The sequence below is a fragment of the Streptomyces sp. NPDC007901 genome (assembly GCF_042959465.1).
In the GTDB taxonomy this organism is placed as follows: Bacteria; Actinomycetota; Actinomycetes; order Streptomycetales; family Streptomycetaceae; genus Streptomyces.
Genome location: NZ_JBIBKW010000009.1, coordinates 388,421 through 404,514, shown reverse-complemented (window position 1 = coordinate 404,514; position 16,094 = coordinate 388,421). Strand labels below are relative to the sequence as shown.

Annotated in this window: 18 protein-coding genes; 9 read left to right on the top strand and 9 right to left on the bottom strand. The window is 73.4% G+C overall.

The window, feature by feature from the left end; all coding sequences use genetic code 11:
- Positions 1-148: 148 nt before the first annotated feature.
- Positions 149-1,492, bottom strand: coding sequence for a hypothetical protein (locus ACFZDK_RS29550; protein WP_390976943.1), 1,344 nt, complete (start codon positions 1,490-1,492; stop codon positions 149-151).
- 113 nt (positions 1,493-1,605) lie between these two features.
- Between ACFZDK_RS29550 and ACFZDK_RS29545 the strand changes: the two genes are divergently transcribed.
- Positions 1,606-2,844, top strand: a complete 1,239-nt coding sequence (locus ACFZDK_RS29545) for a molybdopterin-dependent oxidoreductase (protein WP_390976942.1) — start codon at positions 1,606-1,608, stop codon at positions 2,842-2,844.
- A 346-nt stretch (positions 2,845-3,190) separates the two neighbouring features.
- Here the strand turns inward: ACFZDK_RS29545 and ACFZDK_RS29540 are convergent, their stop codons facing one another.
- The 3 genes from ACFZDK_RS29540 to ACFZDK_RS29530 form a co-directional block, all read right to left on the bottom strand.
- Positions 3,191-3,946, bottom strand: coding sequence for a methyltransferase domain-containing protein (locus tag ACFZDK_RS29540; protein WP_390976941.1), 756 nt, complete (start codon positions 3,944-3,946; stop codon positions 3,191-3,193).
- Complete coding sequence (locus ACFZDK_RS29535; protein WP_390976940.1) at positions 3,943-4,569, bottom strand: DUF2064 domain-containing protein; 627 nt, start codon at positions 4,567-4,569, stop codon at positions 3,943-3,945. Before ACFZDK_RS29535 ends, ACFZDK_RS29540 begins: the two co-directional genes overlap by 4 nt.
- A 116-nt stretch (positions 4,570-4,685) precedes the next feature.
- Entirely contained in the window at positions 4,686-5,405 is a 720-nt protein-coding gene (locus tag ACFZDK_RS29530) for a glycosyltransferase (protein ID WP_390976939.1), read from the bottom strand.
- 161 nt (positions 5,406-5,566) lie between these two features.
- Between ACFZDK_RS29530 and ACFZDK_RS29525 the strand changes: the two genes are divergently transcribed.
- Positions 5,567-6,331, top strand: a complete 765-nt coding sequence (locus ACFZDK_RS29525) for a response regulator (protein WP_390976938.1) — start codon at positions 5,567-5,569, stop codon at positions 6,329-6,331.
- Between the two features lies 1 nt (position 6,332).
- A complete protein-coding gene (locus ACFZDK_RS29520) occupies positions 6,333-7,442 on the top strand; it encodes an ATP-binding protein (protein WP_390976937.1) in 1,110 nt (369 codons plus the stop codon).
- A gap of 1 nt (position 7,443) precedes the next feature.
- Here the strand turns inward: ACFZDK_RS29520 and ACFZDK_RS29515 are convergent, their stop codons facing one another.
- A complete protein-coding gene (locus tag ACFZDK_RS29515; RefSeq protein ID WP_390976936.1) occupies positions 7,444-8,433 on the bottom strand; it encodes an NAD-dependent epimerase/dehydratase family protein in 990 nt (329 codons plus the stop codon).
- Positions 8,434-8,573: 140 nt separating this feature from the next.
- On the opposite strand from ACFZDK_RS29515, the gene ACFZDK_RS29510 reads away from it, so the two are divergent.
- The 3 genes from ACFZDK_RS29510 to ACFZDK_RS29500 all read left to right on the top strand — a co-directional run bounded on the left by ACFZDK_RS29510 (position 8,574) and on the right by ACFZDK_RS29500 (position 9,835).
- Positions 8,574-8,819 (top strand): multicopper oxidase domain-containing protein, encoded by a 246-nt coding sequence (locus ACFZDK_RS29510; RefSeq protein ID WP_390976994.1) that lies wholly within the window; start codon positions 8,574-8,576, stop codon positions 8,817-8,819.
- A gap of 135 nt (positions 8,820-8,954) precedes the next feature.
- Positions 8,955-9,287, top strand: coding sequence for a Rieske 2Fe-2S domain-containing protein (locus ACFZDK_RS29505; protein WP_390976935.1), 333 nt, complete (start codon positions 8,955-8,957; stop codon positions 9,285-9,287).
- A complete protein-coding gene (locus ACFZDK_RS29500; RefSeq protein WP_390976934.1) occupies positions 9,284-9,835 on the top strand; it encodes a TetR family transcriptional regulator in 552 nt (183 codons plus the stop codon). The genes ACFZDK_RS29505 and ACFZDK_RS29500 overlap by 4 nt, the downstream gene beginning before the upstream one ends.
- On the opposite strand, the gene ACFZDK_RS29495 is transcribed toward ACFZDK_RS29500, so the two are convergent.
- Complete coding sequence (locus ACFZDK_RS29495; protein ID WP_390976933.1) at positions 9,823-10,449, bottom strand: DUF4328 domain-containing protein; 627 nt, start codon at positions 10,447-10,449, stop codon at positions 9,823-9,825. The two genes, ACFZDK_RS29500 and ACFZDK_RS29495, sit on opposite strands and share 13 nt — an antisense overlap.
- 152 nt (positions 10,450-10,601) lie before the next feature.
- Positions 10,602-11,171 carry a hypothetical protein gene (locus ACFZDK_RS29490; RefSeq protein ID WP_390976932.1) on the bottom strand — a complete coding sequence of 190 codons (570 nt, stop codon included), beginning with the start codon at positions 11,169-11,171 and terminating at the stop codon, positions 10,602-10,604.
- A 215-nt stretch (positions 11,172-11,386) separates the two neighbouring features.
- Between ACFZDK_RS29490 and ACFZDK_RS29485 the strand changes: the two genes are divergently transcribed.
- Complete coding sequence (locus ACFZDK_RS29485) at positions 11,387-12,082, top strand: DJ-1/PfpI family protein (RefSeq protein WP_390976931.1); 696 nt, start codon at positions 11,387-11,389, stop codon at positions 12,080-12,082.
- A 280-nt stretch (positions 12,083-12,362) separates the two neighbouring features.
- Here ACFZDK_RS29485 and ACFZDK_RS29480 read toward each other — a convergent pair whose 3' ends face one another.
- Entirely contained in the window at positions 12,363-13,169 is an 807-nt protein-coding gene (locus ACFZDK_RS29480) for an MBL fold metallo-hydrolase (RefSeq protein WP_390976930.1), read from the bottom strand.
- A 304-nt stretch (positions 13,170-13,473) separates the two neighbouring features.
- Here ACFZDK_RS29480 and ACFZDK_RS29475 point away from each other — a divergent pair, with 304 nt between their 5' ends.
- On the top strand, positions 13,474-14,076 hold the full coding sequence (locus ACFZDK_RS29475; RefSeq protein ID WP_390976929.1) for a muconolactone Delta-isomerase family protein: 603 nt from the start codon (positions 13,474-13,476) through the stop codon (positions 14,074-14,076).
- A 45-nt stretch (positions 14,077-14,121) separates the two neighbouring features.
- On the opposite strand, the gene ACFZDK_RS29470 is transcribed toward ACFZDK_RS29475, so the two are convergent.
- Positions 14,122-14,523 carry a cupin domain-containing protein gene (locus tag ACFZDK_RS29470; protein ID WP_390976928.1) on the bottom strand — a complete coding sequence of 134 codons (402 nt, stop codon included), beginning with the start codon at positions 14,521-14,523 and terminating at the stop codon, positions 14,122-14,124.
- A gap of 713 nt (positions 14,524-15,236) precedes the next feature.
- On the opposite strand from ACFZDK_RS29470, the gene ACFZDK_RS29465 reads away from it, so the two are divergent.
- Positions 15,237-16,079 carry a GAF domain-containing protein gene (locus ACFZDK_RS29465; RefSeq protein WP_390976927.1) on the top strand — a complete coding sequence of 281 codons (843 nt, stop codon included), beginning with the start codon at positions 15,237-15,239 and terminating at the stop codon, positions 16,077-16,079.
- Positions 16,080-16,094: the final 15 nt, after the last annotated feature.

Below are 16,094 nucleotides of genomic sequence, written 5' to 3'. Positions count from 1 at the left end.
GTCGCATCACCCGAGTACGTCCAGTACGCGGGCGATGCTCCGCCTTGCGATGCACCGCACCGGACGCCGCGAGCTTCCCGGCAAACCTTTCCGGTCACAGCACTAGCCGGACCGCCGAGGCCCGCCCGGCTTCCGCTCCCCGGAGGCGTCACCAACCGGTGAACAGCAGATGGTTCAGCAGCAGCGCCAGCACCGCCTGGGCCGTGAGCCAGACCCGCGGCCGGGGCAGGAACGCACAGGCCGGGAGCAGCCACATCGCGAACGGCAGCCAGATCCGCTCCGTCTCCGCCTTGCTCATCCCGGACAGGTCGGCGATCAGCAGCGCGAGCAGGGCGGCGCCCACCAGGAAGGCGAGGCGGATCTCCGGGGCGGGCGCGGTACGGCGGTGGAGCAGGACGGCGCCCGCCCGCCGCAGCCCCGCCGCCGTGGCCAGGCCGGTGATCACCACCGTGCAGGCCAGGTTGGCCCACACCCAGTAGCCGTACGGCCGGGTCCCGCCCACCCCCTGGTAGTAGCGGGTGACCAGCAGCCGGTACCCCTCCCACCAGTCGAACCCGGCGAGCGTGAACACCAGCGGGACCACCGCCGCCCCCGCCACCAGCAGGGCGAGCACGACCGGGCGGGCCCGGACCCGGCGCCGGCCGAGCACCAGCACCGCCGCCCCGATCAGCGCGAAGAGCGTCAGGCCGTACGACAGATAGCAGGTCAGCCCGTACAGCAGCCCCGCCCCCGCCGCCCACGCCACGGACCGTCCGGTCACCGCGAGCGTCAGCGGGGCCACCGCCCAGGCGGCGACCGCCGCGAAGTACCCGTCGGCCGAGGCGCCCACCCACACCGCGGCCGGGGCCAGCACCAGGAAGGGCGCGGCCCGCCGGGCGAGCCGCTCGTCGGCCAGCGCCCGCACCGCGACAAGCACGGCGACACAGGCCGTGGACCCGACGGTGATGCACCAGGCCCCCGCCCAGCCGCCGCCGTGCAGCCCGATCCGGTCCAGCAGGACGAAGGTGAGGGTGGCCGCCGGCGGATGCCCCGCGATGTGCGCGGGCCAGGGCGCGGGGGAGCCGCTGACGATGTGGTGGGTGAAGTCGCGCAGGGTCACCGGGATGTCGTGGAACCGGCCGATGACCGTCAGGTACTCGTTCGGACTGGTCAGCCGGCCCGCCACCCCCCGCTGCCAGCCGTCCACCAGCGCCAGCGACCACGTCCAGGCCAGACAGGCGCCCCAGGCAGCGCCGAGCAGTCCGCGCCACGGCAGCCGTACGGCCAGGTGCGGGCCGTACACCACCACGCCCGCCGCGACCAGCAGGGCGGCCGGGGTGCCCGGGCCCAGGTGCGGGTCCCAGTCGGCGAAGAGCGGCGGCCAGTGCACGAACAGGATCCGGTAGGTGTCCTGGAGGTGCCGGCCGACCAGGACGGCGACGAGCACGAGCAGGGCGGCGGCGAGGACGGCGTACAGATCGGCACGGCCGTCGGGACGGGGAGCGCGGGTCACACCGGAACGCTAGGTCGGCGACCGCGCCGGAGCGTGGATCAAGGGGCTGACGTCAGACTTTCGTCATGGGTCGCGGACCCGTTCCGGGGGTTTTCCCGGCCTACGGTCGGACCATGCGAGACGACGACCCACGGCTTCCCACCTCACCCGGCTTCTGGCGCAGCCCGCTGCGCGGCACCTGGTTCACCTCGGTGCTCGGCCTCGTGCTGCTCGTCGGCATCACCGTTGTCTTCGTCACGGGACTGCTGTCGTACGCGGCCTACAACCCGAACCTGGCGCCCGTGAACGACCAGACCCCGGACAAGGGCATCCTCGGCTTCTACCTGTTCTCCTGGCCGACGAATCCCTCCTGGCTCTACCGGCTCACCCAGGGCCTGCACGTCACCCTCGGTATCGCCCTGATCCCGGTGCTGCTCGCCAAGCTGTGGTCGGTGGTCCCGAAGCTGTTCACGCTGCCCCCGGCCCGCTCCCTCGCGCACGCGCTGGAGCGGATCTCGCTGCTCCTGCTGGTCGGCGGCGGCCTCTTCGAGTTCACCACCGGCGTCCTCAACGTCCAGCTCGACTACGTCTTCCCCGGCTCCTTCTACCCCCTGCACTTCTACGGCGCCTGGGTCTTCTTCGCCGCGTTCCTCGCCCACGCGGCCCTGAAGACCCCGGCGGCCGTCCGGGCGGTCCGCCGACGGCGCCAGGACGAGGCCCAGTTGGAGTCACCGAGGCCGGACGCGCCCACCGTCTCCCGGCGCGGGGCGCTGTGGTTCGTCTCCGGCGCCTCCCTGCTCCTCCTCGTCACCACGGCCGGGCAGAGCATCGGCGGCGCACTCCGCCGTACCGCCCTGCTCGCCCCGCACGGCGGAGCCGACCCCGGCAGCGGCCCGAACGGCTTCCAGATCAACAAGACGGCCGCCTACGCCAGGATCGACGCGCGGGAGACCGGGGCGGAGGCATGGCGGCTCCTCGTCACGGGACGCGACGGCCGCACCGTCCGCCTCACCCGCCCGGAACTCCTCCGACTGCCCCTGCACAGCGCCGCGCTGCCCATCGCCTGCGTCGAGGGCTGGTCGACCGCCGACCAGTGGTGGCGCGGGGTACGGCTGCGCGACCTCGCCGCCCTCGTCGGCTACGACGGCGACCCGCCGGACGTACTCGTGGAGTCCCTGCAGCTCCACGGCGCGTTCCGGCGCGCGGCCCTGCGCGCCAACCAGGTCGCCGACCCGCGCTCCCTGCTCGCCCTCCAGGTGAACGGCGAGGACCTGTCCCCCGACCACGGCTACCCGGCCCGTGTGATCGTGCCCGCCGCACCGGGCGTGCTCAACACCAAGTGGGTGGCCCGGATGACCTTCGGAGACCTGTGATGTTCCCCCGCCCCGCCCTCGGCAGCCCCCTCCAACTCCTCCTCCTGGCCTGCTCGTTCGCGCTCGCCGCCTATGCCGGCGTCCGGCTGCTGGCCGGCGACTGGCTCGGGGTGGCCCTGTGGGTGGTGGGGGCGGCCCTGCTGCACGACCTGGTGCTGCTGCCGCTGTATTCGCTGGCCGACCGGACGCTGGTACGGGGGCTGGGGGCCGCCGGACGCCGGATGGGGGCACCGCCCACGCCTTTCGGGCAGTGGGGGAGGACGATGTACGTCCGGGTCCCGGCCGCGCTCTCCGCGCTGCTCCTGCTCGTCTGGTTCCCGCTGATCAGCGGGGCGGTGGCCGGGCACTACCGGTCGGCCACCGGCCTGTCCCCGGCCGGCTTCCTGTCCCGCTGGCTGCTGATCACCGCCGTGCTCTTTGGCGGCTCGGCGCTGCTGCTGGCGCGTCGGCTGCGCAGGGCGGCGAAGCGGCGCCCGCCGACCGCCCACTGACCGGCCGGCTCCCAGCCCCGCGCGTACCGCAGCAGCGCCGGGGTGCCGAGCCGCGCCCACAGGAAGGGGGCGCCGACCGCGTCATGGGCGTCGTCGGTGAGGTGGACGTCGGCCCGCTCATCGACGTCCACCGCGGCCGTCTCGGCGATCAACAGACCACCAGGGGCCAGGAGTTGCGCCACCCTGCCGAGCAGGGCGCCCGGGTCGCCGCCGATGCCGACGTTGCCGTCCATGAGCAGGACGGTGCCCCAGCGGCCCTCGCCGGGCAGCGGCTCGAAGACCGAGCGGCGCAGCGCCTGGCCGCCGAGCCGCACGGTGTGCTCGACGGCGGCGGCGCTCACGTCGATACCGAGCACGGTACGGCCCCGGAACGCGAGTTCGACGACGAGCCGCCCGGGGCCGCAGCCGACGTCGAGGACGGCGCCCTCGCAGCGGTCCAGGACCGCCCGGTCGACCGGGTCGGCGCGGGCGCACCAGCGCTCGACCTCCAGGGGCAGCAGCCAGCCGTCGGTGCGGCGCAGGAACAGCGGACCCTGGCCGGCACGCAGGGCGGCGGCGTACGGGTCGGCGGGGTCGGCGCCGGTCCAGGCGACGGCCGGCGGGGCGGTCATCGGCGGCCCGTTCCGCTGTGCGCCGCGTACCGGGCGAGCGCGGCGGCGAAGCGGCCGTGCGGCACGAGGGCGGCGACGGCCGCCGCGTCCGCCGCGGTGTCCACGTCCCGCAGCCGGGGCAGATCCCGCACCCGCAGCCCCGCCGCGACGAGCCGCCGCCGCTGCACCGCCCCCGTCTCCGGCACGGACATCGGCACCCCGCACAGCAGCGCCGGATCCGGATCGGCCAGCCCCAGCGCCCAGAAACCACCGTCCTCGGCGGGCCCGAAGTACGCGTCGCAGTCCCCGAAGTCCACGGTGAGAAGGGCCGGGGTGACCTGTGGGGTGTCCATGCCGATGAGCAGAGTCGGCCCCGAGCACCCGGCGAAGGCATGCGCCAGCCGCTCGTCCAGCCCCCCGGCACACTGCGGCACCACATCGAACCCCGGCGGCAGCCAGGCGCCGGGGGCGCCCTCCAGAGCCAGGACCCGGCGCGTCGCGGGCGTCTGGGCCACGGTCCACAGAGTGTCGGCGAGCGACGCCTCGGCGAGAGCGGCGGCCTGCTCGGGCGAGAACGGCGGCGTGAGCCGCGTCTTGACCCTGCCGGGCCGCGGCTCTTTGGCGATGACGAGAAGGGTGGTCATGTGGGGTTCCTTGGCTGGTGCGGCTGGGTGGGGTCGGCTTTGAAGAGGCGGCGACTGCAGCGCCTCGTCAGGGGCGCGGGGCTCTGACAATGTGCGGCTCCGCCGCGTGGGCGCGCTCAGCCCCCACTCACCCGCACCCGACCCGGCTCCCGCAGCACCCTGCTCATGTCCCGCACCGCCTGCCACGTGCCACGCCACGTGCCCGTCACCTTGGAGGAACCGACACGCGGCCGGTACGGCACGTCGTGCTCCACCACCCGCCACCCCGCGTCGGCGGCCCGCACCACCATCTGCAGCGGGTAACCGCTCCGCCGGTCGTCGAGGTCCAGCGCCAGCAACCCCTCCCGGCGGGCCGCCCGCAGCGGTCCGAGGTCGTGCAGCCGCAGCCCGGTCCGGCGCCGCAGCATCCGCGAGAGCGCCAGGTTCCCGGCCCGGGCATGCGCCGGCCACGCCCCCCGCCCCTGCGGACGCCGCCGCCCCAGCACCAAGTCGGCTTCCCCGTCGGAGACTTCCCGCACGAACGGCACGAGGAGCCCCGGATCCATCGAGGCGTCGCAGTCGCAGAAGCAGACGATGTCGGCGGTCGCCGCGGCCAGCCCCGCATGGCACGCCGCGCCGAAGCCGCGCCGCGCCTCGTGGACGACGGTCGCACCGAGCGCCCGGGCGACGTCCGCCGAGCCGTCGGTGGAGCCGTTGTCGACCACGAGGGCCCGCCAGGCGGCCGGGATCCGGCCGAGCACCCAGGGCAGGGCCGCGGCCTCGTTCAGACAGGGAAGGACGACGTCCACGTCCGTCGACGGTGAGGAGGATGAAGATGAGGTGGTCACGGCTTTCACCCTACGAACGCGAACCCGGCATACCGGGCGTCGGCGTCTTACGAAACGCGGACGTCGGACCCGGGCTCCCGGACCCCGGGTTTCTTACGAAACGCGGACGTCGTGACCGGCCCCCACCCGCGGGCGCGACACCCGCGACGGCCCGGTGCGAGGGTGGAGGCATGCAGCAGCCGTACGAGCTCATCGCGGACCGGCCCACCACCGGTTCCGCCCGGGTCCTGGTCGTCGACGACGACCCGACCGTCGCCGAGGTCGTCGCCGGGTATCTCGACCGCGCCGGTTACCTGGTCGACCACGCCGCCGACGGCCCCACCGCCCTGACCCGCGCCGCCGCCCACTGGCCGGACCTGGTCGTGCTCGACCTGATGCTGCCCGGCATGGACGGCCTGGAGGTCTGCCGGCGGCTGCGCGACCGCGCCCCCGTCCCGGTGATCATGCTGACCGCACGCGGCGACGAGGACGAACGGATCCTCGGCCTGGAGGTCGGCGCCGACGACTATGTCACCAAGCCCTTCAGCCCGCGGGAACTCGTCCTCCGGGTGGAGTCGGTGCTGCGCCGCAGCCGCCCCGCGCCCGCCGCGCACGCCCTGTCCACCGCCGGACTCACCCTCGACCCCGGTGCCCGCCGCGCCACCAAGGACGGCATCGAACTCGCCCTCACCCTGCGCGAGTTCGACCTCCTCGCCTTCTTCCTGCGGCACCCGGGGCGGGCGTACGGCAGGGAGGACCTGATGCGCGCGGTGTGGGGCTGGGACTTCGGCGACCTGTCCACCGTCACGGTCCATGTCCGCCGGCTGCGCGCCAAGGTCGAGGACGACCCGGCCCGGCCGAGCCTCATCCAGACGGTCTGGGGCGTCGGCTACCGCTTCGAGCCGACCGGACAGGGGCCGGAAGATGCAGACGGTGAAGGGGAAGGGGCGGCCTGACATGCGCGACACCCTCCTCATCGCCCTGTACGCCTTCGCCGGGGCGGCCGGCACGGGCCTGCTGGGGGCGGCCGTGCTGCGCCTGCTGCGGCGCCGTTCGCTGACCGCGTCCGTCGCCGTGGTCGCGTCCGTCGGCGTGGTCGCGATGCTCGCCGGCACCCTCGCCGTGGCCTGGGCGATGTTCCTCTCCTCGCACGATCTGTCGGTGGTGACGACGGTCGTCGCGATGGCGGCCGCCGTGTCGCTGGCGACCGCGCTGATACTGGGCCGCTGGGTCGCCGCCCGCAGCCGTGAACTCGTCCTCGCGGCACGCTCGTTCGGCGAGGACGGCGACTTCGCCGCACCCGTGACCCCGGCCACCGCCGAACTCGCCGAGGTGAGCCGCGAGCTGGCCGCCACCAGCGCGAAGCTCGCCGAGTCCCGGGAACGGGAACGCGCGCTGGAGACCTCGCGCCGGGAGCTCGTCGCCTGGATCTCGCACGACCTGCGCACCCCGCTCGCCGGGCTGCGCGCCATGTCGGAGGCGCTGGAGGACGGAGTCGCCACCGACCCCGACCGCTACCTCAAGCAGATCCGCACCGAGGTCGAGCGTCTCAACGACATGGTCGGCGACCTCTTCGAACTCTCCCGCATCCACGCCGGGACGCTCGCGCTGAGTCCGAGCCGGATGTCGCTGTACGACCTCGTCGGCGACGCCCTCGCGGGCGTCGACCCGCTCGCGCGCGAGCACGGCGTACGGCTGGTCGGCGACCGGGTGGAGCCGGTGCCGGTCGAGGTGGACGGCAAGGAGATGAGCCGGGTGCTGGGCAACCTGCTGGTGAACGCCATCCGCCGGACACCCCCCGACGGCACGGTCGCCGTCGCCGCCGAGCGCGGCCCCGAGGGGGTCGTCGTGTCCGTCACGGACGGCTGCGGCGGCATCCCCGAGGAGGACCTGCCCCGGGTCTTCGACACCGGCTGGCGCGGCAGCCACGCACGGACCCCACCCGCCGGCGCCGGACTCGGCCTCGCCATCGTGCGCGGGATCGTCGAGGCCCACCAGGGCCACGCCAGCGTGCACAACATCCCCGGCGGCTGCCGCTTCGAGGTCACCCTGCCGACGGCGCCCTAGCTCATCGCGAGCCCGCGAACTCCCGCATCCCCTCCGCGAACCCGACCTCGGCCTTCCAGCCCAGCTCGGCCCGCAGCCGGGAGGAGTCGGCCGTGATGTGCCGTACGTCGCCCAGCCGGTACTCCCCGGTGACCACCGGTGCCGGGCCGCCGTGGGCCTCCGCCAGCGCGCGGGCCATCTCCCCGACGGTGTGCGGCTCGCCGCTGCCGGTGTTGTACGCGGTGAGCGCGCCCGGGGCCGCCCCCGCCTCCAGCGCCACCGCGTTGGCCGCGGCCACGTCCCGGACGTGCACGAAGTCCCGGCGCTGCCGCCCGTCCTCGTACACCCGCGGCGCCTCCCCGCGGGCCAGCGCCGAACGGAAGAAGGAGGCCACGCCCGCGTAGGGGGTGTCGCGGGGCATCCGGGGGCCGTACACGTTGTGGTAGCGCAGCGACACCGCCGAGCCGCCCGTCGACCGGGCCCAGGCAGCGGCCAGATGCTCCTGGGCCAGCTTGGTCGTGGCGTACACGTTGCGCGGATCGACGGGCGCGTCCTCGCCGACCAGCCCGGGCGTCAACTCGGCCCCGCACTGCGGGCAGTTCGGCTCGAACCGCCCGGCGTCCAGATCGGCGACCGCGCGCGGCCCGGGCCGTACGACACCGTGCCGCGGGCACGCGTAGCGGCCCTCCCCGTACACGACCATGGAGCCGGCCAGCACCAGGTGCCGTACCCCCGTCTCGGCCATCCCGGAGAGCAGCACGGCCGTACCGAGATCGTTGCGGGAGACGTACTCGGCGGCGTCCCCGAACCCGACGCCCAGGCCGACCATCGCGGCCTGATGGCAGACGGCGTCCACGCCCGCGAGCGCCCGCCCCACCGCCACCGGGCTGCGCACGTCGGCGCCCGGATCGTCCCGCACGTCGAACACGACCGCTTCGTGCCCGCGCGCTTCCAGCGCCTCGACGACATGGGACCCGATGAACCCGGCACCGCCGGTGACCAGTACACGCATACGGCCACGCTAGGCCCGTACGGCCGCCGGACCACGTGCCCACACCCGCACGTCACGACTCCGTAAGACGATCCGTTTCCCTTGCCCCGTGGGTCGTTGAATTCGGCGCGGCCGACACCGGTGCATGATGGCGGCCGGAGATCCGGATTTCCCGTCGCACACGAAACGCCTGCGAAAGAGAGCACACCGACGACTTCCAGGTGATGAGCATCAACGGCAGGCCGCAGCGGAACTACGGTTTCCAGGACACCGTCGACATCCCGCAGCGGGGCCGGATGGTGATCCGGGTCCGGTTCGCGGACTTCGCGGGCCGGACGGTGCTCCACTGCCATGTCCTCAACCACGAGGACCTCGGCATGATGTCGGTACTCCAGATCGACAAGTAGCCACCGGACCAGCCGGGACACCACGCGGAGCCCAGGTCCGAGTGCCGAGAAGGATTCGGACTGTGGGCGGGTCCCGGCCGCGGACCGCGTCACTAGCGCGGCCGATGGCCGGCGACGACATACCCGAGGAGCCCCATGCCCGCCAGCGGCTACGCGTACCTCTGCGAGTTCGATGTCCTGAAGGAGGGCGTGCCCCGGCGGTTCGAGGCGGAGGGCGTGCCCGTCTCCCTGGTCCTTCGGGGGCGGGAGCTGTTCGCCATCCACGACGTGTGCTCGCACAGCGCGGTCTCGCTCTCCGAGGGCGAGGTGGACGGCTGCACGGTCGAATGCTGGCTGCACGGCTCCCGGTTCGACCTGCGCACCGGGCGCCCGCTCGATCCGCCGGCCACCCGCCCCGTCCCCGTGTATCCGGTGCGGGTGGAGGATGGAGGCGTGTACGCCAGCCTGGCACCGCCGAGCGCGGGATGACCCGGCCACCGGACGACCCGGCTGAGGAGCGGGCGGCCGACAGGGGAGCCGGGAACGTGACCATGGACGAGGTCGCCCACGAGGCCGGCGTGGGCAAGGGCACGCTCTTCCGCCGGTTCGGCGACCGGTACGGACTGCTGCTGGCACTGGTCGACGACGTCGAGGCGGACTTCCACGAGGCGTACACCTCCGGCCCCCCGCCACTCGGGCCGGGCGCACCGCCCGGCGACCGGCTGACCGCGTTCGGCTGCGCCCTGATCGAACGCGTCGCCGACACCACGGACCTGGGCCCCGCGCTCGCCCGCCAGGTCCCCTGCGACCGCCGCCACACCTCGCCCTACGGCCGCCTCTTCCACGGCCACATCTCAGCCCTCCTGCGCGAGGCGGGAGTCCAGGGCGACCACGACATGCTCGCCCACGCCATGCTCGCCTTCGTGAACCTGGAGACCCTCGACCACCTGCTCGACGCGCCCCACATCAGCACCGAGCGCCTCCGGAACACCTGGACGGACCTGGTACGCCGGGTGACCACCCCTCAGCCGGGGTGACGGACGTCCCCCGCCGCCAGGGCCGGAGACGCGGCGGGAGCGGTGGCGCCGAGCGCGGCGCTCTGCAGTGCCGTGATGCGCTCGATGACGAGCCCCACCAGCACGGCCGCCGCGACCATGAGCGCCTCCGTCACCACCAGGCAGGCCATCGACCCCGGGGCCACCCGGCTCGCCACCGACAGCACCAGGGCGTGCGCGATCCAGGCCACCCACCACGCGTTCACCAGCGCCGTGTCCCGTTTCACCGCCCAGGACGCGGAGCTCGCGCGCCCGATGTCGAGGAGGAACCGGCGCGGGACAAGGAGGTTGACCACCGGAACGAACCACGCGCCGATCGTCCAGCCCCGTCCCGGGAGCGCGGCCTCGGGCGACAGCTCCTGGGCGTTGCGCCGGGACCGGGCGAGCCACACGAGGAACAGCACGATCGCGAGCGTCATCAGATAGAGGAAGACCATGGAGACGAAGCCCGACCTCTGCAGCGATCCGTCCGTGGGGCGCAGGGAGTGATCCCGCAGAGCCACCGCGCGCAACACGTCCGCCACGGCGGCCACGGCGATCGCCGCCTGCGCGGAACGGGCAAGGAACCGGGGAGCCCGGCGGGTGGCAGTCGTCATCGTCAGTGGCCTGTCTCGGGGCGTACGCGGCCCCGGCGGACGCCGGGGCGGAGCGATCATAGGGTCTGACTCTCATACGTGCGTACGACATTCGGGCCCTCGGTCTTCGAGCTCGCTGCGGCAGTCATGGTCGTGCGGTCCGGCCGGTCGGCTCAGGACGACCGGGTGGCCGTCCGCCCCACCCCGACCTGTGCCTCCGCGGCCGCCGGCACCGCCTCGACAAGGTCCTCGGGGGACCGGTCCGTGCTGGTGTCGATGTGGTCCGGCCGCAGCCGTGCGACTGAGTCGAGCAGCATCGTCCGGTAGCGCAGCGTGCGGGCGAGGAACCTGTCGACCGGAAGCCGGTCCCGGGCGGGCAGCCGGTCGTAGTGGCAGCTCGCGTGCATCCGCGCGGTCAGGACGCCCTCGTCGGCGGTGAGCCACACGGCCGCCGTGTGCGGTACGGCGAGCCGCACGCCGCTCGCCGGCCACAGCGCCGACCCCTCCAGCACCAGACCCGCCGTGTCCGGTTCCGCGCGGGCGTGGGTCGTGAGCTCGTCGACCGTGAGCGACCGGTAGTGCTCGTCGACGTGTGGCGGCACCTGCCAATCCGGTGTCGGCCACGGTCTGCCCGGGTGCCGCGCCAGCCCGTCCGTGGACAGACAGCCGAACCCGAGCCGGTCCGCCACCGCCCGGGCCACCGTCGACTTGCCGGTGTGCGAGGTGCCGCCGATCAACACCACTTTCACGCTGTCCGTGAGCGGGACGCCACGGGACGGAGGTCCACGGCGCCTCAAGGCTTCAAGGACGGAGTCCGGCAGGGGAGTTCGGCGGTCCGCACGTGTCGTGGGAAAGCCGTTCACATGCGTCTCGTCCCGTGTGTGCCTAGGCTGGAGGGCGTTCCAATCCCTCATGGAGTTCCTCATCGAGCAAGGCGTGGGCGAGGAGGCTGAGTGCGATGGCGAGAGTGCTCTTCATCGTGAGCGGGGCGACGTATTGGGTCCTCAAGGACGGCACGAGATACGCGACCGGCTACTGGGCCGAGGAATTCGCGATGCCGTACAAGAAAATCACGGAAGCCGGTCATGACGTCGTCGTCGCGACGCCGGGCGGTGTGACCCCGAACGTCGACATGATGAGCCTGCGCCCGTCGATGGCGGGCGGCGAGGAGGGCGCCCTCGAACTGGAGGCCATCATCCGTTCCGCGGAGGTGATGCGCCGGCCCCTCCGGCTGTCGGACGTCCGCCTGGAGGACTACGACGCGGTGTACCTGCCCGGCGGCCACGGACCGATGTCGGACCTGGCCTTCGACGCCGACGTCGGCCGGCTGCTGACGGCGCAGCTCGCCTCGGGCAGGCCGCTCGCGATCGTCTGCCACGCACCCGCGGCGATCCTGGCCACCAGGATCCACGGTGAGTCGCCCTTCAAGGGGTACCGGATCACCTGTTTCACCGACGAGGAGGAGGCGGCCGTCGGCCTGGCCCCCAGGGCACCGTGGCTGCTGGAGACCGAGCTGAAGGAGAAGGTCGGGGTCGACTTCAGCCGCGGTCCGATCTGGGAGCCGTACATGGTGGAGGACCGCAACCTCATCACCGGTCAGAACCCGCACTCGGCCGGGGTTCTCGCGGACCGGCTGCTCGTGCTCCTCAAGTGAGCGCGTAGCCCGCGTCCCGCACCGGCGAACGGTCAGTACCGGGCGCCGGCCGGGGCCGGGAGACGGAGGCGGCTTCGTCGCGTGGGGCGGCCATGTCGCAGGCGAAGCTCATCCCCATGGCGCCCAGGCCGATGACGCCGACTTCCGGTCCATGGGTGCCGATGGGGGACGGTAGGCGGCCGGACGAGGGGGAGTCGAAGGCCTGGCGGGCCCGGGCCGGGACCCTTTTTCTCGAACGTGAGAGGCCCCGACTCCCAGCGCCCGTCGGCGCGGTCGGCGGTCAGAACGGCAGGTCGATCCAGGTCCCGTTCTCCGCCAGGCGCAGGCACCCGGTGAGTCCGGCGTCGTCGAACGCGGTCGCGATGTCGGCGCGCTCTTCGCTGAAGTGGGCCCAGCCGTCGCAGTGCGCGGGAACCACGACGGGCACGCCCAGCACGGACGCGGCGGCGCTCGCCCGCTCCGCGGACAGCGTCAGCGGGCGCCCGCGCATCTTGGCCGGCACCCGGGCCGCCCCCATGAACAGCACCGCGACATGGATCTGCGGCAGGCGCCGGGCGATCCCGGCGACGACGCCCACGGAGGCGTTGTCGCCGCTGACGTAGACGGTCGGCAGGCCGTCGCCGCTCAGGACGAAGCCGGTCACCTCGCAGTTCACCTGCCCGTCCTGGTCGCGCTCCCCGTCGTCCGGCCCGTGCTGGGCCGGAACGGCGGTGACGTCGAGCGCCCCGCCGTCGGGGCGCACGAGGCGGGCGGTCTCCCAGTTCGCGAGCGCCTGCGCGGGTGCGCCCAGCCGCCCGGCGGCGGCCGGACCGGTGAGCACGAGCGGAGCCCGGAGCGCGAAGGCCCGTCCCCGGGTGTCCAGGTTGTCGGGGTGCAGGTCGTGGCTGACCAGTACGGCGTCGACGGCACCGAGGTCCGCTTCGGTCGCCGCGGGGCCGGCCGTCTTCGTCAGATAGCCGTGGTCGCCCGCGTCGTCGAACGTCGGATCGCACACCAGGCGCAGCCCGCCGATGTCGATGACGGTGGTCGGCCCGCCCAGCACCGAAACGGCACAGGGCCGGCGTCCAGGACCGACTGTGGGAGCCATGACCGCACCTCGCTGACGAGTGGTCCGCCGACGGTGGACTCCAGGCTCCCTCACCAGCCGCGGGCGGGCACGGCGAACGACCGGCCGGACGCTGTCGGCGGGGTGCGTGCGGCGGGCGCGGTGGGGCGGGTGCGGTGCGGCGGGTGCCGTGCGGTACCGGACGTCCCCGGCGCGGATGCGATCGCCCTCCGGGTGCGAGACGGTGGAGCCGGACAGCGGTTCCGGGCGCCGAACCGCGCCGATGGGCCCCGGCCGGTGCGGACGTCGACGGGCCGGGAGTTTCGGGGCCGGAGGGTGATCCACCATGGAATACCTCGTCACCATGACCACCCACGTCCCGGAGGGAACCTCTCCGGAGGAGGTCGACGACGTCCGCGCCCGTGAGGCCGCCAACTCCCTCGGACTCGCTGAGGCGGGCCGACTGCTGAGGCTCTGGCGGCCGCCGTTGCGGCCCGGCGAATGGCGCACCCTCGGGCTGTTCGCCGCACCGGACGCGGCACGCCTGGAGGACGTCCTCTCCTCCATGCCGCTGCGTGTCTGGCGCAGCGACGAGGTCACACCGCTCACCCCGCACCCGAACGACCCGGGCCCGGCCGTCCGAAGGGCAGCGGGCGCGGCCCGGGAGTTCCTGGTCGCCTTCGCGCCCGAGGGTGCCCCGTCCCAGGCGTTGGCGGACACGGCATTGGCGGAGGCGGCTCGCGCGAAGGAGCTGGCCGAAGAAGGGCACTTGGTCCGGCTGTGGCGGACCCCGGACGACAGGGCGCTCGGCCTGTGGCGCGCCCGTGACCCCGCCGACCTGCAGATCGTCCTCGACTCGCTTCCCCAGGCGCCGTGGCTCTCCACGGAGACAACGCCGCTGACGGAACACCCGAACGATCCGGGGCTCAGGCCGCCCGAGGGCGGCTGAAGGCTGATGGCCGAGGGCACCACGGTGACCGGCGCTCCGTACCCGTCAGGCGCGCGTGCCGTGGCGGGGGCCGCCGTACTCGACGTCGCTGACGTGCTCCAGCCAGTGGACGTCGTCCGTCTCCCACAGGGCGATGTGGGTCATGAAGTGGTCGGGCGCGGCGCCGTGCCAGTGCTCCTCGCCCGGCGGAGTCCAGACCACGTCGCCCGGACGTGCTTCGAGGATCTCTCCGCCGCGGGACTGGATCAGGGCGATGCCCTCGACGATGTAGAGGGTCTGGCCCACACCGTGGGAGTGCCAGGCCGTCCGCGCGCCGGGGGCGAAGCGGACCGCGTTGGCCCGGACGCGGGAGGGCTCCTCGCCGCGGTGGATGACGTCGGCCCACGCGTCGCCGGTGAACCACTCGGCCGGCAGTTTGACCGTCGGCTGCTTCTTCAACAGTTCCATCGTGAAACGTCTCTTTCGTGCTGGTGGGGTCGGGCGGCCGGGCCCTCGGGGCGGAATGCTCCGTGTGCGTCCGACTGCCACGATCAATGAAACCGCTGGTCACACGGATGAGGAAGGTAAGGCTGTTCCAGGTAAGGGCAGTACCCCCCCAGGTCCCGTGTGAAGGGGAGGAATGCGTACATTCCTCAGGAGCAGCCCCTTCCATGAAATCCATGAGGGCCATGAAAGCCATAGGACTGACCGAATTCGGTGGACCCGAAGTGCTGCGGATCCTGGGGACGCCATGGTGCGCAGGGCGTGGCCTTCGTGTCCGACGCGGAACCCCCGAGCAACCGGTCCCGGGGCCGGCGGCCCAAATCCGGATGCCCGGCGCGGGCACGGTCGGCTAGCGTCCTCTTCGTGCAGGTGCGCAGGCAGCGGATACTTCGCCTTCCACGCGGGTGACGCGGGTTCGAATCCCGCCGCCGGCTTCGGCCGGTGTCGTCCAGCGGCCCAGGACGCCTTATGTCTCCGCCGCCGACCCTGATCTCTGCACTCCACACGGGCACGGCCCGCCCGGCCTCGGGCGGGGCCGGGCCCCTGCGAGTCCGGCGCAGGCCGTATGGCGGTGGCGGTACGGGGCATGCGTACCGTGCACCGCAGTGCCGCCGCTCGCGCGGGGACCCGGCTGCGGGGTGCCGTGCGGGTGTCGAGCGATCAGGAGGGCGCCGTCAGTGACCGAGTACCCGAGTACGTCCGCCGCGTCGTCGGGCGTGGAGCGTCGTGATTCCCAGGACTGCGCGCGGAGTGCCGTCGACGAGCGCAACCGCCGGCTGGCCCGTGCCGGTGTCGCCCGAGCCGAAGAGGTTCTCGTGACGCGCTACCGGATCCCCTCACGGCAGGAAGCCTTCGACCTCCTGCGCCGGACCTCGCAGAAGTTCAACGTCAGACTCCACACCCTCGCCGATGTCGCCGTGCGTCTTCCGGCTCCCGAAGCCGGTGCCCCCCGCTGGGTGCCGAACCGTCCGCAAGGGGCCGCACCCGCGATTCCCGCACTGCGCACCGACCCCTCGCAGCTCACGTCCCCGCGCGCCGTGCTCAAGGCCGCCCTGCGCCACACCCGGCGTGTCACCGACGCTCCGATGGGCAATGTGCAGCTGGCGGAGTGCGGAATGCTGCGTCTGGAGCAGCACACCGGGCTGAACCGGCACTTCACCGACTACTTCGCCTTCGTCGACGACTCGACGACGGCCTGTGCGCAGGCCGCGGAGGAACGCCGGCAGGTCACCGTCAAGGACGTCGCCTCCTCCGACATCTTCGACGAGGCATCCCGGCAGACGATCCTGCAGGCGGGCAGCCGTGCCTGCCACAGCGTGCCCCTCGTCAGCCCCAGGGGCAGCGTGATGGGCATGATCTCCACCCATCACGAGCGGCCCGTGGGCGGCTTCAGCCCGGCCCAGCTGACCGCGTTGCACCACCTCGGTGGCCAGGTCGGCCGCTGGCTCCTGTGGCACCGCAACACCACCGTCTTCACCGCCCTCAACGATCTCCACGGCAGCGCCATCCGGCGGAACTGATCCGAGGGAACCCGG